Origin of the sequence: Bradyrhizobium xenonodulans (assembly GCF_027594865.1) — a bacterium.
GTDB lineage: Bacteria > Pseudomonadota > Alphaproteobacteria > Rhizobiales > Xanthobacteraceae > Bradyrhizobium > Bradyrhizobium xenonodulans.
Map to the genome: position 1 here is coordinate 4,097,243 of NZ_CP089391.1, position 20,762 is coordinate 4,118,004.

A 20,762-nucleotide genomic window follows, 5' to 3' on the forward strand; every position below is an offset into this window, starting at 1 on the left:
GTTGAGCATCGTGGCCAACCATGTCGGTAGTCTTATGCGATGCCTTTTCTCAGTCACGGCTCGTATCGAATACGCTATGAGCTCGATGGGCCGGCGAGAGCGCCGGCCTATGTTTTCGTCAATGGACTGACACAATATTCCGAGCTATGGAGCGCCTATCGCGAGGCGCTGCTGGCACGAGGCTTTCGCGTGGCAACCTTCGATCTCCTCGGTCAAGGGGTCTCCGACAAACCGACGCTCTTTATCAGTCAGGACGACCAGGTTTCCGCGCTGAGGCTTCTGATCGAAGCGCTTGGCGAGGGGCCGGTGTTCCTGAGCGGCATCAGCTTCGGCGGCCTGATCGCGCTCCGTTATGCGATCGAGCATGGGCGGCGGCTGTCCGGACTGGTGCCCATGAGCTGCTTCGCCGAGCTGACGCCGCAGCTTTTGCTTCTCGGCAACGCCCTGCGGACCGGCCTGATCCTGGGAGGAACAGGCTATCTCCAGGATTTGCTGCTGCCTATGAACCTGTCTGATCAGTGGTTGAAGCCATTGTTGGACAGGCTCGACAGCGTCAAGCGCCAGGGCTGGCTGGTGAACGATGTCTACGCGCTTCAAAATCTGATGGAGTCTTTTCTCGACTTCCAACCGCTCACGCCGCGCCTGTCAGCGATCTCGGCTCCGACCATGATCCTCAATGGTGAGTTCGATTTTCTGACCCCGCGTCATCTGCACGAGACCCTCCGGGTTGAGATCCCGAACAGCTCGCTGGTGATCATTCCCAAGGCATATCACGCCTTCACGCTTGAGAAGGGCGCGCTGACGGCCGATCTTCTGGCGCGCTTTGCCGACGATGTGCTGGCCGGCCGCTGGCAAGGCAATCAAGCCGTATGGGTCGCGCCCGATGAGCCCGGCGGCCCGCTGACACCATTTCCTGACGGTTACGATCACCTGCGCGCTATCCCGGTCAGGCGGGCGCTGACATGAGCGGATTCCTCGGTCCGCTAGACTCAGACGGACGTGTCCCGCCGGGTCAGCAGACGCGGATCGCGGCATTCCTGATCTCGGCATATGGCGCCCTCGCCCGGCAATTCGCCTTCACGCTGCCTGTTAGGCTCGACGCGGCGTGGCAGACCGAATTGAATGCGCAGTTCTATCGCGAGACCGAGATTGTTTCGCTGCTGATGCGCGCCACCTCTTGGGCGCCGGATTTTGCCCTGGGGTACATGGTTGCGTCCTGGGAGACCGCCTGGTTGCCCGCCCCGATCGACGGAATTTCGGATCCGCGCCTCGGCCAAGCGGTTCACCTTGCGACGCTTGCCCATGCCGTGCATGCCGGTATTCGGCCCGCCGCGCTGCTCCCGATCGAGGCCAATGCGCAGGATCCCTTTGTCATGGCACTGCGGCGTATCGAGTTCGAGAGCAGCCGGCTACTCCAGGCCCAGATTCTGCTCCTCAAGGGCACGGACCTTGCGCCGCATCGCGATGCGTTGACTGCTGCCCTCGAGCAACGTCATGCCGCCGTTCGCAAGCTCTGGCGCGAGGTACAAGCGAGCATCGGTATCGACGCAGCCGGATCGGAATGACCGGAAGCCTTGACGCAGATCAAAGGAAGAGAGTCGCCCGGCACCAACATCCGCCCACTGCCGCCCTTCTGAGATCGTCGGCCGAACCCGGAGTTTCAAGCATGAAGGCCGTTTCCGTCGAAGAAGCTGTTGCAAAGATTCCGGCGGGCGCAAGCGTCATGGTGGGCGGCTTCATGGGCGTCGGGACGCCGGAGCGCCTGCTCGACGAAGTCGTGCGCCAGAACAAGACCGGCCTGACCTTGATCTCGAACGACGCGGCGACGCCCGGCAAGGGCGTCGGCAAATTGTTCGATCAGGCATTGGTGTCGAAGCTGACCGCAACGCATATCGGCCTCAATCCGAAAGCGCAGCAGCAGATGCTGGCGAACCAGATTGCGGTCGACCTGATTCCGCAGGGTACCTTTGTCGAGCGCATCCGCGCCGGCGGTTGCGGTCTCGGCGGCGTGCTGACGCCGACGGGCGTCGGGACGCTCGTCGCTGAAGGCAAGCGTCAAATCGAAATCGACGGCCGGTCATTTCTTCTGGAAACGGCGCTACGGGCCCAGTTCGCGCTGGTCCATGCTTTCCTCGCAGACTATCTCGGCAACCTTTCCTACGCGCTCACCTCGCGTAATTTCAATCCAGTCATGGCGATGGCAGCCGACACCGTCATTGTGACAGCCGAGCACATCGTGCCCGTTGGCGTGATTGCGCCCGACCACGTCGTCACCCCCGCGCCGCTCGTTGACTATCTCATCACCAATGGGTGACATCATGGATCCCCAGATCATCATTGCCCGCCGCGTCGCCAAGGAGCTGAAGAGCGGCGATCTGGTCAATCTCGGCATCGGCATTCCGACCCTGGTCGCGAACTACGTCCCGTCCGACCTGAAAGTGTTCTTTCAATCGGAGAATGGCCTGATTGGCACAGGACCGATCCCTGAGCAGGGCATGGCTCATCCCACGCTCACCGACGCAGGCGGGCGTCCAATTAGCGCGCTGCCAGGCGCCTCGACATTCGATAGCGCGATGTCGTTCGGCCTCATCCGCGGCGGTCATGTCGATGTCACGGTGCTTGGCGGGCTTCAGGTCGACGCGCATGGCCATCTCGCCAACTGGATGATCCCCGGCAAGATGGTGCCGGGCATGGGCGGCGCCATGGATCTCGTCAGCGGCGCCAAGCGCGTCATCGTCGCCATGCAGCATGCGGCCAAGGGTAAGTCGAAGATCGTGGCAAAATGCTCGCTGCCGTTGACCTCGGCGCGGCCCGTCCACCTTGTCGTGACCGACATGGCCGTGATCGCCTTCCCTGGTGGCAGGGCGACCCTCTTGGAAACGGCGCCCGGCATCAGTGTCGGAGAAGTCATGGCTGTCACCGAGGCCGAACTGGCCATTCAAGACACCGTCCCGGAAATGAGACTTTGAGCAGAACAATCATGCGCATGTTCAGCGATCTCAATGAGATCAAATCCTCTATCGGCACCGAGATCGGCGCCAGCGAATGGATCGAGATCACCCAGGCACGCATCAATCAGTTCGCCGAAGCGACCTGCGACGAACAATGGATCCATGTCGACCAGGAACGTGCCAGCCAGGAGATGCCCGGCGGCAAAACCATCGCCCACGGCCTGTTGTCACTTGCCCTGGCGCCGCTCTTCATCCGCTCTGTCATCGGCCTGAAAGGCCTTCGCAACACGCTGAACTACGGCGCTGACCGGATCAGGTACCTCGCCCCGGTGCCGGCGGGCTCAAGACTGCGCGGCCGCGTCACGGTCGCCGAAGCCGAGGACGTGCCGCCGGACGGACTGCGCGTGAACTATCACCTCGTGATCGAGATCGAGGGCGGTAACAAGCCCGCCTGCGTCGCCGAGCTGATCGCCCTGCACTATCGCTGAAAACGACATGCCGGAAACAGCCTCATGCCTGATCAATCGATAATGTGATACCCGCCATCGATATAAAGCACACCACCGGTGATCAGCTTGGCGCCGTCGAGTGCGAGAAAGGCGGTCGCGTTGCCGACATCGTCGATGCTGACCAGACTGCGCGACGGTGCCTTGGACTGCGCCTTGTCCATCAGCTCGTCAAATTCCGGAATGCCTGACGCGGCGCGGGTCGCGAGCGGTCCCGGCGAGATCGCGTGCACACGGATGCCTTTCGGACCCAGTTCGGCAGCAGCATAGCGAACCGAGGCTTCGAGTGCCGCCTTCGCGACGCCCATGATGTTGTAGTTCTCCACGACCATCTGGCTGCCATAATAGGTCATCGTGAACATCGTGCCGCCGTTCTTCATCAGTGGCTCGGCGAGATGCGCCATCCGCAGGAACGACCAGCAAGACACGTCCATCGTCTTCAGAAAGCCGTCGCGGCCGACATCAACGACGCGCCCGTGCAGGGCCTCCTTGGGCGAAAAGGCGATGGAATGAAGCAGAAAATCCAGCTGCCCCCATTCCGACCTGATGCGTTCGAACACCGCTTCGGTCTGACCTTCGACCATGACGTCCAGCGGCAGGAATATCGGTGCCTCCAGGGCTTGGGCGAGCGGCTCGACGTGTTTCTTGGCTCTGTCGTTGAGATAAGTGACGGCGAGCCCGGCACCAAGCCCACGGAATGCCCTGGCGCACCCCCACGCGATCGATTGGTCATTGGCGATACCAACAACGAGGCCTTTCTTCCCTTTCAAAGCAACCTTGCTGTCCGGAAATACTGGGATCATGACACCCTCTCATTTCTTGGTTTAGGAGAATGACCCTTCATCAGCAGCGACAGAGTATGCTGCGCAATCATCAATTCCTCGTCCGTGGGAATAACGTAGACGGGAATAAGGCTGGACTTTGCCGATATCAGGCGCGAGTGGCGCGCGTTCTCAGCTGTGTCGATTGCTACACCTAGCCAGCCGAGCTGCTCTGCCACACGCGCGCGAATGCCGCTCGAATTTTCGCCGATGCCAGCGGTGAAAACGAAGGCATCGAGGCCCTGAAGCGCAGCCGCAAGCATGCCGGCGTTGAGACCGATGCGATACGTGAAGTAATCGACTGCGAGCTTTGCTTGGGGATCGGCGCTCGCCTCCAGCTCGCGCATGTCGTTGCTGATGCCGGATAGACCTTTCAAGCCGCAATCGCGATAGAGGAAATCCTGCAAGTTCTCGGCAGCCATTTCCTTTTCTGACATGAGGTACAGCACGACGCCCGGGTCGAGCTGGCCGGGACGCGTGCCCATTGGCAGCCCGTCGAGCGCCGTGAAGCCCATCGTGCTCTCGACACTTAGCCCGTCCTTCATGGCGCACATCGATGCACCGCTGCCGAGATGAGCGACGATGACCCGACGCTTTGCGATATCCGGTGCGATCTGCGGCATTATTCGGGAAATGTACTCGTAGGATAGCCCGTGAAAGCCGTAGCGCCGTACCCCCTCGGCGTGGAGCTGGTGCGGGATTGCGTAGTGATCGGCGAGCGGGCCATGCGTGCGGTGAAATGCAGTATCGAAGCAAGCGACCTGTGGCACCGCCGGGAAATTAGCTAGGATCGAACGAATCGGAGCCAGATTGTGCGGCTGGTGCAATGGCGCCAACGCAACGAACCGCTCTAGCCGCGACACCACACCATGATCGACCAGAACCGGCCGCTCATAGTCCGGCCCACCGTGGACCACGCGGTGCCCAACGGCGAGAGGATTGACACGAACCTCGCTCCGCAGCCACTCACCTGCCACGTTCATGGCTGCCGGAACGTCGGGAATCGCCTCGATCGGATAGGCCCGGTCGGCCATGGGATCGCCGCCAGAGCCGTTCGCGCGCAGACGCGGACGGCTACCGATACCCTCCACCTGGCCCTTGATCATCCGAAGAAGCCGGCCTTCGCCCTCGACGACAAAGACCTGAAACTTGACGCTTGATGAGCCGGCGTTGACCACGAGGATAGTGTCCATAGCCGTCAAGCCGCAACCGTTGGCGCCTTTTGGCGGCGTGCGTGAGCGTAGAGCGCAGCCACCGCGCAGGAGGCAATCCGTGCCCGCGGAGAATCCGCGCGCGAGGTCAGGACGACGGGCACCCGGGCGCCGAGCACGATGCCGGCACCGTCCGCCTTGGCGAAATATGCCAGGTTCTTGGCCAGCATGTTGCCCGACTCCAGATCCGGAACCATGAGGATCTGGGCCCTGCCGGCAACTTGGGACGTGATGCCCTTGATCCTCGCAGCCTCGGGGTCAATGGCATTGTCGAAGGCCAACGGACCGTCGAGCAAGCCGCCGGCAATCTGGCCGCGATCGGCCATCTTGCAGAGCGCCGCGGCCTCGATCGTAGAGGGGATTTTCGACGTCACCGTCTCGACTGCTGACAGGATTGCAACCCGCGGAGTCTGGCCGAAGCCGGCTTGGTTGAAGAGATCGATCGCGTTCTGGATGATGTCGCGCTTTGCATCGAGATCGGGGAAGATGTTGATGGCTGCATCCGTCACAAAGATGGTCTCGGCATAGGCGGGTACGTCCATGACGAAGACATGGCTGATGCGCCGGTCGGTCCGCAGGCCGCCAACCTTGGCCGTCACCGCTCGCATCAGCTCGTCGGTATGCAGGCTGCCTTTCATCAGCAGCTCGCCCCGCGCGGCATGGATTAGCTCGACGCCCTTGGCCGCGGCATCATCGCTATGAGCGGCATCAACGATCTCGAAGCCGGATAGGTCGAGATCGAATCTGGCGGCGGCATCTTTGATCTTCCCCTCCGGTCCAACCAGGATTGGCCGAATGATCCCGGCACTCGCGCTGTCGACGGCGCCGCGCAGCGAGGTTTCGTCACAGGGGTGCACGACCACGGTCGGCGTCGGCGGCGCGGCCCTCGCCGCCGCTATCAAGCGATCATACTTGCTGCCGGATTGAACGTCCGTTGCCTCAGTCAACATCCTGTCACTCCCGCTTCCGCCAATGCGCATCACGACGCTCTGGCTTTGGGGTCGAAAGGGGCGACGTTTGACGTCAACTCTTTTTCCCCTTCTAGCCCAAACAACTCGGCAACTTGCTTCAGGCGGTTGGCGCGCTCGCCGGTAAGGTCCTCGCTCGCCGATAGCACCTCGCGCATCGCGACGAAGGCCGCGCGGCGCTGGTTCATGTCGTCAGGCAGCAGCTTGGGGATTGCCGCGAGCGAGGCACCGCGATCGAGCAGCAGCATGAAGAACTGCTCGCGCACCAGCATCTTGAACTCGGCGAGCGTCACCCGTGGGCCGGCATGGTCACGCCGGACCCGCCGCAGCGCCTCGATGCTGCGTTCGTCGACCATGCTGCGCGCCGAGCCGACATAGAGCAGCGCCCGAATCGCCGCCTCGCGCAGGCCGCCCTCCTCGATGTGTGACTTCAGCTCGGCAATTCGTTTTGCAAGCATGGCCTGATGCTCGGCGGACATCTCGCGGCGGCGGGACAGTACCGAGTTAGGGTCAATGCCTACCGCGGCCTGAAGCAGCGGCGAGCCATAGACGTTCAGGAAGACAGTCTCGCTCAGCGCTTCCTGCGCATCACGCCAGCTATCCAGCGCATGGACGATCTGCTTGGACATCTGCTCCTGGAATGCCAGGAACGGATTGTCTTTCGATACCGGCTTGCGCTCATCCTCGACCCGATCGGCAGCCGCCTTGATCGTGGACATCCAGGGATTTTGGCTGCTGAAGAGCTCATATTGCAGTCGCAGCGGGTGCATGTTGCGCGCCCATTCCGCCAGCTGCGGCGTCACCATGCCCTTCACGAAGGGCCGCAAGAACTTCTGATAGGCCGCGAGATTTAGCTCCGAGACGCGCTTGGCAGCAGCAAATCGCCGCTCATCGTCTGGAGAATTGCCGCCCATCGCTCGGATGTCGTCCAGCGTCCGTGCTTCGCAACGCATCACCCATTGCCCTGCCGCAAGATCGGCGTTGAGTGTCTCGTTACCGCGGGCCTCGAAAGTGGCCTCATAGAGCCCGGGCGGCAGCACGTCGATCAGGTCAATGTTGCTGGAGAATTCCGCGTGCTCCTTCTTGGCCACCCCCCCGGACACGAAGATGCCGAGATGACCGATGCTGTCATGAACGGTATACACGATGGTTTGACCGTAGGCCCTGATCTCGTCGACACTGGAATAGCAGTCCAGGATCCAGTCCAGCGCCTGCTGCGGCGGAGTGACGTTGTCACCCTTGGAGCAGAAAACGACGATCGGCGAGCGGATGTTGCGCAGATCGACTTTCTGCCCGTCTGACATCTCGATCCGGCCTGCGGCAAGATTGTTGCCGATAAACAGCTCATCGACGATGAACTGGATCTCTTCGGCATTGAGGTTGACGTGCCCGCCCCACCAGCGCTCGAAGTCGAGGTAACGGTCCGCCTCGGTATCGACCTTGGAATAGACGTTGTACTGCTTGGTCCAGAGCGTATTCGATGGGTTCTGGTTCTCGAAATTCTGCACCAGCCAGGCACCGTCAAACTTGCCAGCGCCGAGATCACTCGCGAGCGCGGTGAGCCAGCTTCCGCCCAACAGACCGCCAGAATAGCGCATCGGATACTTTCCGTGCACGCCTGCCCAATAGGCAAGCGGCGCGCCGGCGATGATAAGAGGGCCAAATAGCTCAGGTCGCAACGATGCCAGAATCATGACGGCCCAGCCGGCCTGGCAATTGCCGATCACACAGGGCTTGCCGTCCGCTTCCGGATGGCGGTCGATGACGATCTCGATGAATTTCGCTTCCGCCCGCGCAATGCGCTCGATGGTCTGGCCGGGCACGGGCTCGGGCAGGAACCCGATGAAGTAGCAGGGATGTCCCGCTCTCATCGCGACGCCAATCTCGCTGTCCGCCTTGAAGCCGCCGATTCCGGGACCGTGGCCGGCGCGCGGATCGACCACGACAAATGGCCGCCGGCTCATGTCGATTTCGATGTCCTTGGGCGGAACGATGCGCACCAGCGCATAGTTGACCGGCTCATCAAGCTTCCGGCCATCCGTGATTAATTCAGCGGCATATTGCAGGACGTGCGGCGCGGTTTGCGCGACATGCTCGCGATACTGATCGCCGCGCTGGCGCATGATGTCCAAAAAGAGGACGCTGCGCTGTCCCGCGTCGACCATGTATTCCACGGCCGAAGCGACCAACCCAGACAGCGGGCCGTCGGGGAGCTTCAGATTTTCAATCGCATGTTCGACCTCGTCGTCGCGCAAGGCATTCAAGAGGCGCCGCCATCGCCGAGACGTTGATTTAAGTCAACGGTCAGCGACAAGCTGCGCAGGCGGCACGGCCCGGTCGATCCGTAACCAGGCCGCTGCAAGTTCCCAGGCGACCGAGAGAATGATCGGTCCGATGAACAGACCGATGATCCCGTGCGCGAGCGTGCCACCGATCACTCCGATCAGGATGACGAGCGCCGGCGTGGAGAGGCCCCGTCCCATGACCAGCGGCTTTAGGATGTTGTCGAGAAGACCGACGATGACGAGAAATACGGTCAGGAGCAGCGCCGTGGTGACGTCCTTGTCCATCCAGATCCAGATGACGACCGGAATGAAGACGATCGCCGCACCGATCTGCACGATCGACAGCAGCAGAACAATGACGGCGAGCAGCCCCGCGCTCGGGATGACCGCCAGCTTGAAGCCGATGCCGGCGAGCAGCGCCTGGATAATGGCGACGCCGATGACGCCCTGCGACACCGCCCGGATGGTCCCAGCCGCCAGTTCGAGGAAATGTTCGCTCTGTTCCGGCACGATTCGAAACAGGAAGCCGCGGATCGCGCTGACGAGCTGCGGACCGTATGGAAAGAGAAACCCGGCGACCAGCACCGACATCAGAAATTGCAGCGTGCCGAGGCCGGCGCTGCCTGCGAATGACAGCATCATGCCGGCAATCGGCTTCAGATATGGCGCAACCTCGCGCACAGCCGCGCGGATGTTGGTGTAGGCCTCATTCCAGAGATCGTAGAGCTGCGGACCGACCAGCGGCCAGTCCTTGATCCGCTCCGGCGCCGCCTGCAGCACGAGATCGCCGCTGCCGAGTTGCCCTGCGAGCTCCCTGACCCCCTCAACCGCACTGAGGCCGAGCCAGGCCGCCGGACCGATGACGATGCCGAGCATGGTGAAGGTGAGGAGCACCGCCGCTGTCCGAGGGCGGTCGCCCAAACATTTCGCGAGCCAGCTGAAGACCGGATAGAACGCCACGGCAAGCACCGCGCTCCAAGTCAGGATCGGCACGAAGGGACGGATGATCAGGAGCGTCCACAGGGTCAGCAGCGCAAGCAAGCCGAGCCGGATCACGAGCTGAACGACGTCGCTGATGGAAAACAGTTGGCGAAGTGTCTTCAAGGTCTGAGGCCTGCGCCCGGCTGATTGGCTCCGTGCGGAAAGCCTAGCCGCCGGACCGGGACTGCAGGCTTGATCCAAATCAACCGGCAAAGGACTGAAGGCGGTCTGATCGAACGGGTGCCGCGGTCACGTAGCGGCTCAACAATTGCGACGCGAACGAATGTCGAATGCAGCAAATTACGCGCGAAACGAACGGCTCCGCGACGGTACGGCCGTGGAGATCCGTGGCATCCGGCCAGACGACCAGGCCGCCATGCTGGCCGCGCTTGGTCAGGTGGGCACACAGTCCCTTCAGCGCCGCTTCTTCATGCTAAAACGTCATTTCTCCGAGAAGGAGCGCGCCTTTTTTGTCGAAGTCGACTTCAAGAACCATGTGGCGCTGGTCGCGTGCGTGGCGAATGCAGGTCGGAGCACCATCGTGGGCGGCGCGCGATATGTCGCAGCCGGGCCGGGCTGCGCCGAGACGGCCTTCATGGTGATCGACGCCTGGCAAGGACGCGGTATCGGCGGACTGCTGCTGCGTCACCTGATCAGCCTTGCCCGCGAGGCCAAGCTGAAGGAACTGACCGCGGAGGTGCTGCCGGACAACGCTGCGATGCTCAGGGTTCTTGGCAGATTTGGGTTCGAACGCGCAGAACGATGCGAACCTCATACAGTCCATATGGCACTGACGCTGACCTGACAGAATCTCTCGGACGACGCCTCAAACTTCGCGCAAAACACTGCCGCGCTCTGGCCTTTGGTACATGTAGCTCGGCAACAACCCCTGCCTTACCGTCCATGGCGGACCGTTCACGCATTCAGCGGAAGAGTATCCACCCACGTACACGTTCATCACACGCACGCGACACATCGTCTAGGAGTTTTCTATGGCCAAGACAGATGTAATGCCCAAGCATGAGCCTGAAGTCACTCACTGGCGAAGACTTTCCTCGAATGACGCGAATATGTCGATAGAGCCGCCGCCATCGATCGAAATCTGGGACGTTGCCACCTTCGACGCAAATTCGTGGCTTAGCGCCCGGGCAATCTCACGCAATTCGAGAAAATGACGTGACCACTTTGCGCTATAAGCATTGGCGAACCGGCCCTCACCCGGAAACTCCCCAAGACGCGGGTTGCCCTGTCCATGGTAGCATTCTCGTCCGCTGACAGGAGGACGAGCATGACGACTTCAGGCGAATGTCGGAAACTTGCGCAAAGGCGCATCAGCTAGAGATGCTAGACTCTGCGTCCGAGAGGAACGGTCGCAAATCCGCTCGCATGACGTTCCCTGCGGTCCAATATCTTGGTATCGCTCATGGAATGGCAACTTAATGGCCCTGGTTTTTCCTAACCCTTCGGCGGGCCAAACCGTCGACAATCCGCCTTCGTGCAAGAACGGAGATGCGCTCAAATGGCGCCAGGCGCTGCATTTTCGCCTAAAGCCGGCCTATTTGCCCGAGGTCTTTCGGTCAGCTTAGGGAGCAGACTCAGACGGACCCCGAACACGTTGCCGCTGGTGGGCACGCGGTCTTGACCGACGCAGCGTCACCGCGTTGCTATCATCGAGCAGCGCCAGCACCGGGGCATCGGTACGGAGTGCGGTCGAGCTTTGTGATTCCCAGCTCGCGCGTCTGCTTGTTTGCGGGCATTTCGATCGTGAGAACGATGACGCCGCCCGCGCCGAGTTTCGCGTCCACGATCTCGTAGTTGTCCTGGGGATCGTCGTTGCGACGGTAGAGCAGCTTGCCCTCGCGGGGTGCCTCATAGGCAATCAGATTGTTTCGGCCGCCCTGCTTCACCGTGTTCGCGCAGTCGACGTCCCATCGTCCAAGCAGTCCCCACTTGCGCGCGACGTCGACCGGCGACGCAGTGGCGGCCGAGCCGGCGGTGATCGAGGCAAGCAGGGTCAGCGGAATAAGCAAACTTCGGACGGTCATCGAACCTCGCAGCGGCTCCGAGAAACTGGAGCGGCCTGGTCGTGCCCGAATATCACGAATCCGGTGCGGCTGACGGCTCGCCGTCAACCGCATCTGGCTCAACTCAGTCTCAATATCCGCAGGAGGCGCAGCCCATCTGGACCGGGGCGTAATAGGAATAGCCGGGCGAGACCATCTCGGTGCGCTGGCGCGTGGCGTATTGCGGCGGGATGCGTTCGTACTGGACGCCCGGGGGCGCCACCATCACGGTCTGCGGCACCATCACGGTGCGGTACTGCGCCGGCGTGCGATGCGCGACGACGGAGCCGGGCGACACCATCACGGTTTCGTCGACGGTGCGGTATTGCGGCTGCACGTATTGCTGCTGGTAGCAGGTCTGGCACGGCGGCGGCGTGTAGCAATTGTAGCAGCCGGCGGAAGCCGCGCCCGTCATCGAAATTGCAGCGACGACTGTTCCGAAAACAACAGCAAGAGTACGAGACATTGTGGTGGTGCCCCAGTTGCCCGAAATGGATTGGCGAAGATCGATGGCAGTATACGCGGCAAAATCGCGAGTTGCCGAACTTCGTCGGGGCATCCTTAATGCGAACGGCCGACTTGCGCCGGCCGTTCAGAACTTGTTGACCATGCGCGCGCCGCGCGAGGCGGTGCAGCGTTTAGTTCGAGCGCCGCTTCACCTCGCGCACCGCGCCGCGTGCGGCGCTGGTGGTGAGCGCTGCGTAAGCCTGAAGCGCGGTCGAGACGTTGCGCTTGCGCGCGGCGGGCTGCCAGGCGGCATCGCCCTTCGCCTCCTCCGCGGCGCGGCGCTTGGCGAGTTCCTCGTCGGAGACTTCCAGGCTGATGCTGCGGTTCGGAATGTCGATCGCGATGCGGTCGCCGGTGCGCACCAGACCAATGTTGCCGCCTTCGGCCGCTTCCGGCGAGAGATGGCCGATCGACAGGCCAGACGAGCCGCCCGAGAAGCGACCGTCGGTGACGAGCGCGCAGGCTTTGCCGAGGCCCATCGATTTCAGGTAGCTGGTCGGATAGAGCATCTCCTGCATGCCGGGGCCGCCGCGCGGGCCCTCGTAGATGATGACGACGATCTCGCCGGCGACGACCTTGCCGCCCAGGATGCCTTCAACGGCCGCGTCCTGGCTCTCGAACACGCGTGCGGGACCGGAGAATGTCAGGATCGAGGCGTCGACGCCGGCGGTCTTCACGATGCAGCCGTCCTGCGCCAGGTTGCCGTAGAGCACCGCGAGGCCGCCGTCCTTGCTAAAAGCGTGCTCGAGATTGCGCACCACACCCTTCTCGCGGTCGGCGTCGAGCTCGTCGTAGCGGCGCTCCTGGCTGAAGGCGACCTGGGTCGGGATGCCGCCGGGCGAGGCGCGGAAGAAGGTACGCACCGACTCGCTCTTGGAGCGCTTGATGTCCCAGCGCTCCAGCGCGTCGTTCATGGTCGGCGCGTGCACGGTCGAGACCGAGGTGTCGATCAGGCCGGCGCGGTCGAGCTCGCCGAGAATACCCATGATGCCGCCGGCGCGATGCACGTCCTCGACATGCACGTCGGCGACCGACGGCGCGACCTTGCAGAGCACGGGCACGCGGCGCGACAGCCGGTCGATATCCTGCATGGTGAACTTCACTTCGCCTTCGTGGGCCGCCGCAAGCAGATGCAGCACGGTGTTGGTCGAACCGCCCATCGCGATGTCCAGCGTCATCGCGTTCTCGAACGCCTTGAAGTTCGCGATGTTGCGCGGCAGCACGCTGGCATCGTCCTGCTCGTAAAAGCGGCGAACGATATCGACGATGGTGTGACCCGCCTCGACGAACAGTCGCTTGCGGTCGGCATGGGTCGCGACCACGGTGCCGTTGCCGGGCAGCGCGAGACCGAGCGCCTCGGTCAGGCAGTTCATGGAGTTGGCGGTGAACATGCCCGAGCAGGAGCCGCAGGTCGGGCACGCCGAGCGCTCGATCACCTTGACGTCCTCGTCGCTGACCTTGGAATCGGCCGCGGCGACCATGGCGTCGATGAGGTCGACGGCCTTGGTCTTGCCCTGAAGCTTGACCTTGCCGGCCTCCATCGGCCCGCCCGAGACGAACACGGCGGGGATGTTGAGCCGCAGCGCGGCCATCAGCATGCCGGGCGTGATCTTGTCGCAATTGGAGATGCAGACGAGGCCGTCGGCGCAATGCGCGTTGGCCATGTACTCGACGCTGTCGGCGATCAGCTCGCGCGACGGCAGGCTGTAGAGCATGCCGTCATGGCCCATGGCGATGCCGTCGTCGACCGCGATGGTGTTGAACTCCTTGGCAACGCCGCCGGCCTGCTCGATCTCGCGGGCGACGAGCTGGCCGAGGTCCTTGAGGTGGACGTGGCCGGGCACGAACTGGGTGAAGGAGTTGACGACCGCGATGATCGGCTTGCCGAAATCGCCATCCTTCATGCCGGTCGCACGCCAGAGGCCGCGGGCGCCCGCCATGTTGCGGCCGTGGGTGGTGGTACGAGAGCGATAGGCTGGCATGGCGGTTTCCGTCCTGGGTTTGGGTGCCTGAGCGGAAAATATGGAAGCCGCCTCAGGCCTTTCCGGCCGGATAGCGCACGGGATGGGCGCGCGCAACGGGAACTTGCCCCAAAACGGCCCAGATCGGCCCCGTGCAGGCCTCCCCTGCTCCCGGCGCGGTCTATTGCAGGGTCGGATCGAGCCGGTCGCGCAGCCAGTCGCCAATCACGGAGACCGCCAGCGTGGTGATCACGATAGTGGTCGCTGGCGCCAGCATGATCCAGGGCGCCCGAGTCAGGTACTCGCGGCCGTAGCCGACCATGTTGCCGAGGCTGGTCATCGGCGGCTGCACGCCGAGGCCGAGGAAGGACAGGCCTGACTCCATCAGGATCACCTCGGGGAAGACCAGCGTGGTCGAGACGATCAGGGTCGAGGCGATGTTGGGCAGGATGTGGCGCAAGTAGATCCGCGACGGCGTCGCCCCTAACTGGCGGACCGCGGCCGCGTAGCCTTGCGCATTGGCGGAGATGGCGAGGCCGCGGGCGATGCGGGCATAGCGCTCCCAGCCGAACAGCCCCATCAGGCCGATCAGCAGCGGCAGCGAATTGCCGAAAAAGGCGAGCACTGCGAGCGCCATGATCAGGAACGGCATGCTGGCCTGGAAGTCGGTCAGCATCAGCACGATCTGCTCGACGACCCCGCGAAAATGCGCGGCGAGGAAGCCGAGCGTGGTGCCGACGATCGCCGAGATCGCGGTCGCGCCGAACGCGATCAGGAGTGAGATACGGATGGAGACGAGCAGGCGCGACAGCACGTCGCGGCCAAGCTCATCGGTGCCGAGCCAGTGCGCGACATTGCCGGGCGCCGAGAGCCGGTTGCGCAAGTCGAGCTGGGTGTAGCCATAGGGCGCGATCTTCTCGGCGAAGGCGGCGATCACGAGCATCGCGACGATCCAGGCGATCGCGATGGCGACCGAGACCGGGATCGCCGGCAGGCTGATGCGGCGACGGATGGCCGTGTCCTTTAGCGTCGCGTCCGTCATGCGTGCGCTCCTTTGGCGCGCAAGCGCGGGTCGAGGAAGCCGTAGAGGAAATCGACGATCAGGTTCGACGTGACCATGGTCATCGCCACCAGCAGCAGGATGCATTGCACGACGGCGAGGTCGCGGTTGGCGACGGCAACGACGAGCAGGCGGCCTACGCCCGGCCAGGCAAACACGCTCTCGACCACGACCGCGCCCGCGATCAGCGTGCCCACCATGAAGCCGAGAATGGTGACGGTCGGGATCGCCGCGTTCGGCAGCGCGTGCGACGTCACCACCTTGCGCCACGGAACGCCCTTGGCGGAAGCCGTGCGGATATAGGGCTGGCCCAGCACCTCCAGCATGGCGCTGCGGGTGAAGCGCGCCAGCACGGCGGCACCGCCGAGGCTCAGCGTCACAATGGGAAGGATGGCGTGGCGCCAGCTGTCCTGCCCGCCCGACGGCAGCCAGCCGAGTTGCACGGCAAAGACGAGCACCAGCAGCAGCGCAAGGACAAAGCTCGGCACGGTGAAGCCCGCGACCGCCGTCATCATCACGGCGCGGTCGATTCCCGATCCCCGATGCAACGCGGCGCAGATGCCGGCGGGAATGCCGAGCGCCACCTTGAAGAAGAAGGCCGGCAGCGTCAGCGCCAGCGTGGCCGGAATCCGCTCCAGCACGAGCTCGATCGCAGGTCGCCCGTCCCGCATGGACCGGCCGAGCTCGCCCTTGGCGATGGCGCCGAAGTAATCGAGATACTGAAACCAGATGGGATCATCGAGACCCCAGGCCTTGCGGAATGCCGCGAGCACCTCTGGCGGCGCTTCCGGTCCCAAAATCATCAGCGCGGGATCGCCGGAGAGCCGCAGCACGACGAAGGCGAAGGTGACGACGAGCACGATGGTCAGCGCCGCGCGTCCGATCCGAATGGCGAAGTAACGTCCCATCAGGCTGCGTCCCGCGTCTCGGCGCCCGTGACGAGATGGCAGGCAACCTGGCGGTCGCCGCCGACGGCGGCTAGCGTCGGCACCTCGCTCGCGCAGCGCGCGATCGCCCGTGCGCAGCGCGGATGGAAGGCGCAGCCTTGGGGACGTGCTGCCGGGTTCGGCGGATCGCCTGACAGCACGATGCGGCCGGCGCTGCGGCGGCCGGGTGCGGGCGAAGCCGAGACCAGCGCCTGCGTGTACGGATGCTCCGGTCGGGCAAAGAGATCGTCAGCGCTGCCGATCTCGACGATGCGGCCGAGATACATCACGGCGACAATGTTGCTGATCTGCCTGACGACGCGCAGATCATGACTGATGAACAGCAGCGTCAGCCCAAGCTGCGCCTGGAGATCGCAAAGCAGGTTCACCACCTGCGCCTGGATCGAAACATCGAGTGCGCTGACCGGCTCGTCGCAGACGAGGAAGTCAGGCTTCGAAGCGAGAGCCCGCGCCAGAACGATGCGCTGGCGTTGCCCGCCGGAGAGCGCGCCCGGATAGCGCACGCCATGCGCCGGCGTCAGCTCGACCGCGCGCAGCAATTCGCGGACGCGCTCCTCGCGCTCGGCAAGCGTCCCGACGCCGTGAATGTCCAGCGGCTCGCGGATCTGGGTTGCGACCGGCAAGCGCCGGTCCAGCGCGCCCAGCGGGTCCTGAAAGATCATCTGCATGCGGGCGCGCTGTGCACGCCATGCAGCCGTTCCGGGCGCAGCCATCGGCCTGCCGTCGAACCGCACCTCGCCGCGATCGGGCGGCTCGAGGCCGAGCACGATGCGGCCGGTGGTGGACTTGCCCGAGCCGGACTCGCCGACGAGGCCGAGCGTCTCGCCCTTGGCAATCGTGAGCGACACGCCATCGACGGCGTGCACGGCGGTGCTGCGACCGAACATTCCGGAACGCATGGAATAATCGCGCGCGATCGAGGACACCTCGACGAGCGGCGCGCTCATTCGGCGGCGATCCCGAGCAGTGCGCGGCGTGAAGCTTCGGCGCGGATGCAGGCCACAGTGCGATCGTCGGCGATGGGCGCCAAGGTCGGGGCCGCAAGACCGCACGGCTCTGCTGCCAGAGAACAACGCGGCGCAAACGCGCATCCGCTTGGCATATGCGCGGGATCGGGCACGGTGCCGGGAATGGCCGTCAGTCGCCGGCGCGGCCCGTCGAGCGGCGGCAGCGCCCCGATCAGGCCCTGGGCATAGGGGTGCACGGGATCGGCGAAGAGCTGGTTGGCCGGCGCCTGCTCGACGATCCGGCCGGCATACATCACCGCGACGCGGTCGCAGTTTTCGGCGACGACGCCGAGGTCGTGGCTGATCAGGACCATCGCCATGCTCATCTCGCGGCGGATGGTGGAGAGCAGCTCAAGGATCTGCGCCTGAATGGTGGCATCGAGCGCGGTGGTCGGCTCGTCCGCGATCAGGAGATCGGGGTTTCCGGCGAGCGCCATCGCGATCATAATGCGTTGGACCTGGCCGCCGGAGAATTCGTGCGGATACGCCGACAAACGCCGCGCTGCGTCGGGAATGCCGACCAGATTGAGCAGCCGCAGCGCTTCGGCCTTGACGGCCTCCCCCGAGAGGTCGCGATGCAGTGCCAGGGCTTCGCAGAGCTGCTTGCGAATGGTCAGCACCGGATTGAGCGCGCTTGCCGGATCCTGGAAGATCATGGCGACGCGGCCGCCCCGCACCTGGTCAAGCTCGGCAGCCCGCGCACCAAGGATCTCGCGCCCGTCGAGCCGCACCGAGCCCGAGACATTCGCATGCCGCGGCAGCAGGCCAAGCGCGGCAAGCCAGGTCACCGATTTGCCGGAGCCGGACTCGCCGACGAGGCCGAGGGCCTCGCCCTTCTGCAACGTGACATCGACACCGCGCAGGACCGGCACGCCGCCAAAGGCGACGCGGAGGTCCTGGATGCAGACCAATGGCGTCACGGCCTACGCCTCGAAATTGCCGGCGCGGAAATCCATCGCGAAGGCCGGCGATGCCTTCCACTTGATCGACTTCGGCTTGGCCGTGAAGGTCGCGTTCTGGTGCAGCACGGTGTAGGCGGGATCCTCGCGCTCGGCGATCTCCAGCATACGATGGAACGCCTTCTTGCGGGCGGCGCGATCGGTCGAGGTCTCCAGGAACTCCGAGAGCTTGTTCAGCTCGACATTGGTCCACTCGCCGATCTGCTGCTGCTGACCGTTCGGGCCGTGCTGGGCAACCAGCGACGAGACGGGATCGTTGAAGGCGGCCGAGTTCGACCAGTCGCGCACCGCGCGGGTCGGCGCACGCTCCATGATCTGCGACCAGTTCTCCTTGGTCTCGATCTGGACGTTGAGGCCGACCGACTTCCACATCTCGACCAGCACCTGCGCGGTCGCGACCTGGTTGGTGTAGTAGTTGTTGAGCAGGCGATAGGGAATCGGATCGCCCTTGTAATTGGCCTGCTTCAACAGATCCTGCGCAAGCTTGGGGTCATAGGCCGGCACGCTCCAGTCGGCGTTGAACATGTCGCCGTAGAATTCCCACTGCAGCCCCTTCGGCACGCGGGTGCGGCCGGCCCACAGGCTGTCGACGATCGCCTGGCGGTCGATCGCGTGGGTGAAGGCGCGACGCACCAGCGGATTGGCGAGCACGGCGTGGTTCTTGTCGAACACGGTCAGGCGGTGGTTGAGAATGGTGCCGCCCTGCACTTCGAACGCGGAATTCTTCTCGATGCCGGCGATCTGGTCCGGCGGGATGTCGCAGGCGAACTGGTATTCGCCCGACAAGAGCCCGTTGATGCGGCTCGCGACTTCAGGGACTTCGAGGAAACGGATGCGCTTGAGCGGCGGACGGCCGCCCCAATATTCGTCATGGGCTTCGAGGGTCAGCGACACGTCGGGCTTGAGCTCGACGACCTTGTACGGACCGGTCGTCACAGGCTTGCGCGCCCAGTCGAGATAGCTCGCGGCCTGCTCCCAGGCCCGGCGGTTCATGATGTCGGAGCCGTAGCGCGAGAGGCGGCCTTCGATCGTGACGTCGGGCGTCGCGTTGTAGAAGCGCACCGTGTACTTGTCGACGGCATCGACGCGCACGAGGTCGGGCCAGATGCGGCGGGCAACGGCGGGCACGTCCGGCGGCAGCTCCTTGCCCGGACGCGGCGTCGGGATCTTCTCGAAGGCCTGGATGGTGGAGCGGCTCTTGGCCTCGCTCTCGCCGAACATGCGCTCGCGGCTGAAGGTGAAGACGACGTCTTCGGCCGTGAGCTCGTCGCCGTTGTGGAACTTGACGCCCTGACGCAGTTTCACCTCGACGGTCTGATCGTCGATGCGGCGCCATTCGGTGGCAAGGCCCGGCACGGCCTCGAGGCTGCCGCGCCAGTTCTTGGAAATCAGGCCTTCCCAGATCGAGGAGAAGAACACGCGCTCGCCGACATTGGACTGCTCGCGCAGCACGTCGAGCACGTTCGAGTTCGTGACCTTCTGCACGGCGATCGTCACCGACGGACGATTGTCGGCCTGCCCGATCGCAAAGCGCGGCAGCAGCAGCGTGCCGGCGGCAGCGCCGCCGGACTTCAGGATGGTGCGACGGGTGAGTTTGCTCATGACGGGAATCCCTGCCCTCTGTGATGCCGTTTATTCAGCGAGACCGAGCGCGGCGAGATGGGCTGCGCCGGCGCGGACGTCGTCGTGGTTGCGGAGCTCGAGGATCAGCCGCGGGTTGGAATTCAGCCGGCCAAGTGCGCGGAACACGGCGACCCACGGAATATTGCCCTCGCCCGGCGCCCAGTGCCGGTCGGCGAAGCCGTCGGTGTCCTGGAGATGGACATGCGTCAGCATGTCGCCGGCGGTCTCGACGTAGTAATCGACCGGCGGCGCACCCGTGGAGACATGGGCGTAATTGGCGTGTCCGGTGTCGAGCGAGACGCGGACCTCGCTGCTTTCGAGCGCCTTGGCGAGGCGCACGCGATCGCGCGGATCCTTGTCCTCGATGTTCTCGATCACGATCTCGCAGCCGATCGTTTCGGCACGCGCAATCACCTCGGCAAGCGTCGCCTTGACGCGCTCGACCAGATTGCCGCGGGCGTCCGGATAGAGATCGAGATTGTTGTGGTCCCAGGTCGTGAACGGCGAATGGATCACCATCTGCGTCGCGCCGAGGAATTCGGCGGCGTCGAGGCCCTGAAGCAGGCGCTTGGTCACCGCCTGGCGGATCAAGGGATCATGGCTGTCAATCTTGAAGCCCCAGAACGGGCCGTGAATGCCGAGCCGGCCGGTATGGCCCGAGAGCATCTGCTTGATCTCGCTGGCGGCACTCCGCCAATCGCCGTCGAGCAGATCCGCGCGGAAAAAATCCTGGATTTCGAGATCGCGCTGCCGTTCCAGAAGCCAGTCGCGGTGGGCGGGGATCGACTTGATGGATAATGCGGCGCCCAACACCGGCTTCGACATGGCTTGCTCCTTGACCGTCGACGATGACGGGAGCAGCGCTAGACCAGTTCAATGACAGGCCCGTGAAATACGGGTTTCGCAGCGCTG

At 63.9% G+C, this 20,762-nt stretch carries 20 protein-coding genes; 6 read left to right on the plus strand and 14 right to left on the minus strand.

What is annotated here, in order from left to right; translation table 11 throughout:
* The first annotated feature begins 39 nt into the window (after positions 1–39).
* The 5 genes from I3J27_RS19260 (at position 40) to I3J27_RS19280 (ending at position 3,439) form a co-directional block, all read left to right on the plus strand.
* Positions 40–966: an alpha/beta fold hydrolase gene (locus tag I3J27_RS19260; RefSeq protein WP_270172481.1), complete on the plus strand. Its 927-nt coding sequence runs from the start codon at positions 40–42 to the stop codon at positions 964–966.
* A complete protein-coding gene (locus I3J27_RS19265; protein ID WP_270172483.1) occupies positions 963–1,565 on the plus strand; it encodes a hypothetical protein in 603 nt (200 codons plus the stop codon). Before I3J27_RS19260 ends, I3J27_RS19265 begins: the two co-directional genes overlap by 4 nt.
* Positions 1,566–1,666: 101 nt before the next feature.
* Complete coding sequence (locus tag I3J27_RS19270; protein ID WP_270172839.1) at positions 1,667–2,314, plus strand: CoA transferase subunit A; 648 nt, start codon at positions 1,667–1,669, stop codon at positions 2,312–2,314.
* Between the two features lie 4 nt (positions 2,315–2,318).
* Entirely contained in the window at positions 2,319–2,969 is a 651-nt protein-coding gene (locus tag I3J27_RS19275; protein WP_270172485.1) for a 3-oxoacid CoA-transferase subunit B, read from the plus strand.
* 11 nt (positions 2,970–2,980) lie between these two features.
* Positions 2,981–3,439: a MaoC family dehydratase gene (locus I3J27_RS19280; protein ID WP_270172487.1), complete on the plus strand. Its 459-nt coding sequence runs from the start codon at positions 2,981–2,983 to the stop codon at positions 3,437–3,439.
* A gap of 32 nt (positions 3,440–3,471) precedes the next feature.
* Here I3J27_RS19280 and fabI read toward each other — a convergent pair whose 3' ends face one another.
* The 5 genes from fabI to I3J27_RS19305 form a co-directional block, all read right to left on the minus strand.
* Positions 3,472–4,260, minus strand: coding sequence for an enoyl-ACP reductase FabI (gene fabI, locus I3J27_RS19285; protein WP_270172489.1), 789 nt, complete (start codon positions 4,258–4,260; stop codon positions 3,472–3,474).
* Complete coding sequence (locus I3J27_RS19290) at positions 4,257–5,471, minus strand: acetate/propionate family kinase (protein ID WP_270172491.1); 1,215 nt, start codon at positions 5,469–5,471, stop codon at positions 4,257–4,259. Before I3J27_RS19290 ends, fabI begins: the two co-directional genes overlap by 4 nt.
* Before the next feature lie 5 nt (positions 5,472–5,476).
* On the minus strand, positions 5,477–6,439 hold the full coding sequence (locus I3J27_RS19295) for a phosphate acetyltransferase (RefSeq protein ID WP_270172493.1): 963 nt from the start codon (positions 6,437–6,439) through the stop codon (positions 5,477–5,479).
* A gap of 29 nt (positions 6,440–6,468) precedes the next feature.
* Positions 6,469–8,622, minus strand: coding sequence for a DUF3141 domain-containing protein (locus tag I3J27_RS19300; protein ID WP_270172840.1), 2,154 nt, complete (start codon positions 8,620–8,622; stop codon positions 6,469–6,471).
* A gap of 132 nt (positions 8,623–8,754) precedes the next feature.
* A complete protein-coding gene (locus I3J27_RS19305; RefSeq protein ID WP_270172495.1) occupies positions 8,755–9,846 on the minus strand; it encodes an AI-2E family transporter in 1,092 nt (363 codons plus the stop codon).
* 160 nt (positions 9,847–10,006) lie between these two features.
* Here I3J27_RS19305 and I3J27_RS19310 point away from each other — a divergent pair, with 160 nt between their 5' ends.
* Entirely contained in the window at positions 10,007–10,528 is a 522-nt protein-coding gene (locus tag I3J27_RS19310) for a GNAT family N-acetyltransferase (RefSeq protein WP_270172499.1), read from the plus strand.
* Positions 10,529–11,390: 862 nt separating this feature from the next.
* Here I3J27_RS19310 and I3J27_RS19315 read toward each other — a convergent pair.
* The 9 genes from I3J27_RS19315 to I3J27_RS19355 all read right to left on the minus strand — a co-directional run bounded on the left by I3J27_RS19315 (position 11,391) and on the right by I3J27_RS19355 (position 20,675).
* Positions 11,391–11,870, minus strand: a complete 480-nt coding sequence (locus I3J27_RS19315) for a hypothetical protein (protein WP_270172503.1) — start codon at positions 11,868–11,870, stop codon at positions 11,391–11,393.
* 7 nt (positions 11,871–11,877) lie between these two features.
* A complete protein-coding gene (locus I3J27_RS19320) occupies positions 11,878–12,201 on the minus strand; it encodes a hypothetical protein (protein ID WP_270172505.1) in 324 nt (107 codons plus the stop codon).
* A 223-nt stretch (positions 12,202–12,424) separates the two neighbouring features.
* Positions 12,425–14,275, minus strand: coding sequence for a dihydroxy-acid dehydratase (gene ilvD, locus I3J27_RS19325; RefSeq protein ID WP_270172507.1), 1,851 nt, complete (start codon positions 14,273–14,275; stop codon positions 12,425–12,427).
* Positions 14,276–14,435: 160 nt separating this feature from the next.
* Positions 14,436–15,296 (minus strand): ABC transporter permease, encoded by an 861-nt coding sequence (locus I3J27_RS19330; RefSeq protein ID WP_270172509.1) that lies wholly within the window; start codon positions 15,294–15,296, stop codon positions 14,436–14,438.
* Positions 15,293–16,222: an ABC transporter permease gene (locus tag I3J27_RS19335; RefSeq protein ID WP_270172511.1), complete on the minus strand. Its 930-nt coding sequence runs from the start codon at positions 16,220–16,222 to the stop codon at positions 15,293–15,295. The genes I3J27_RS19330 and I3J27_RS19335 overlap by 4 nt, the downstream gene beginning before the upstream one ends.
* Entirely contained in the window at positions 16,222–17,208 is a 987-nt protein-coding gene (locus I3J27_RS19340; RefSeq protein ID WP_270172513.1) for an ABC transporter ATP-binding protein, read from the minus strand. The genes I3J27_RS19335 and I3J27_RS19340 overlap by 1 nt, the downstream gene beginning before the upstream one ends.
* Positions 17,205–18,188 (minus strand): ABC transporter ATP-binding protein, encoded by a 984-nt coding sequence (locus I3J27_RS19345; protein ID WP_270172516.1) that lies wholly within the window; start codon positions 18,186–18,188, stop codon positions 17,205–17,207. Before I3J27_RS19345 ends, I3J27_RS19340 begins: the two co-directional genes overlap by 4 nt.
* 3 nt (positions 18,189–18,191) lie before the next feature.
* Complete coding sequence (locus tag I3J27_RS19350) at positions 18,192–19,829, minus strand: ABC transporter substrate-binding protein (protein WP_270172518.1); 1,638 nt, start codon at positions 19,827–19,829, stop codon at positions 18,192–18,194.
* Between the two features lie 30 nt (positions 19,830–19,859).
* Positions 19,860–20,675, minus strand: a complete 816-nt coding sequence (locus tag I3J27_RS19355) for a sugar phosphate isomerase/epimerase family protein (protein ID WP_270172520.1) — start codon at positions 20,673–20,675, stop codon at positions 19,860–19,862.
* Positions 20,676–20,762 lie beyond the last annotated feature (87 nt).

Bases quoted from the DNA above. Each gene is read 5' to 3' on its own strand.
- I3J27_RS19300 (WP_270172840.1), bottom strand. From the start codon at position 8,622: ATGGTCGACGCGGGACAGCGCAGCGTCCTCTTTTTGGACATCATGCGC.
- fabI (WP_270172489.1), bottom strand. From the start codon at position 4,260: ATGATCCCAGTATTTCCGGACAGCAAGGTTGCTTTGAAAGGGAAGAAA.
- I3J27_RS19290 (WP_270172491.1), bottom strand. From the start codon at position 5,471: ATGGACACTATCCTCGTGGTCAACGCCGGCTCATCAAGCGTCAAGTTT.
- I3J27_RS19320 (WP_270172505.1), bottom strand. From the start codon at position 12,201: ATGACGGGCGCGGCTTCCGCCGGCTGCTACAATTGCTACACGCCGCCG.
- I3J27_RS19275 (WP_270172485.1), top strand. From the start codon at position 2,319: ATGGATCCCCAGATCATCATTGCCCGCCGCGTCGCCAAGGAGCTGAAG.
- I3J27_RS19355 (WP_270172520.1), bottom strand. From the start codon at position 20,675: ATGTCGAAGCCGGTGTTGGGCGCCGCATTATCCATCAAGTCGATCCCC.
- I3J27_RS19280 (WP_270172487.1), top strand. From the start codon at position 2,981: ATGCGCATGTTCAGCGATCTCAATGAGATCAAATCCTCTATCGGCACC.
- I3J27_RS19350 (WP_270172518.1), bottom strand. From the start codon at position 19,829: ATGAGCAAACTCACCCGTCGCACCATCCTGAAGTCCGGCGGCGCTGCC.
- I3J27_RS19260 (WP_270172481.1), top strand. From the start codon at position 40: ATGCCTTTTCTCAGTCACGGCTCGTATCGAATACGCTATGAGCTCGAT.
- I3J27_RS19265 (WP_270172483.1), top strand. From the start codon at position 963: ATGAGCGGATTCCTCGGTCCGCTAGACTCAGACGGACGTGTCCCGCCG.
- I3J27_RS19310 (WP_270172499.1), top strand. From the start codon at position 10,007: ATGTCGAATGCAGCAAATTACGCGCGAAACGAACGGCTCCGCGACGGT.
- I3J27_RS19335 (WP_270172511.1), bottom strand. From the start codon at position 16,222: ATGGGACGTTACTTCGCCATTCGGATCGGACGCGCGGCGCTGACCATC.
- I3J27_RS19340 (WP_270172513.1), bottom strand. From the start codon at position 17,208: ATGAGCGCGCCGCTCGTCGAGGTGTCCTCGATCGCGCGCGATTATTCC.
- I3J27_RS19330 (WP_270172509.1), bottom strand. From the start codon at position 15,296: ATGACGGACGCGACGCTAAAGGACACGGCCATCCGTCGCCGCATCAGC.
- I3J27_RS19270 (WP_270172839.1), top strand. From the start codon at position 1,667: ATGAAGGCCGTTTCCGTCGAAGAAGCTGTTGCAAAGATTCCGGCGGGC.
- I3J27_RS19295 (WP_270172493.1), bottom strand. From the start codon at position 6,439: ATGTTGACTGAGGCAACGGACGTTCAATCCGGCAGCAAGTATGATCGC.
- ilvD (WP_270172507.1), bottom strand. From the start codon at position 14,275: ATGCCAGCCTATCGCTCTCGTACCACCACCCACGGCCGCAACATGGCG.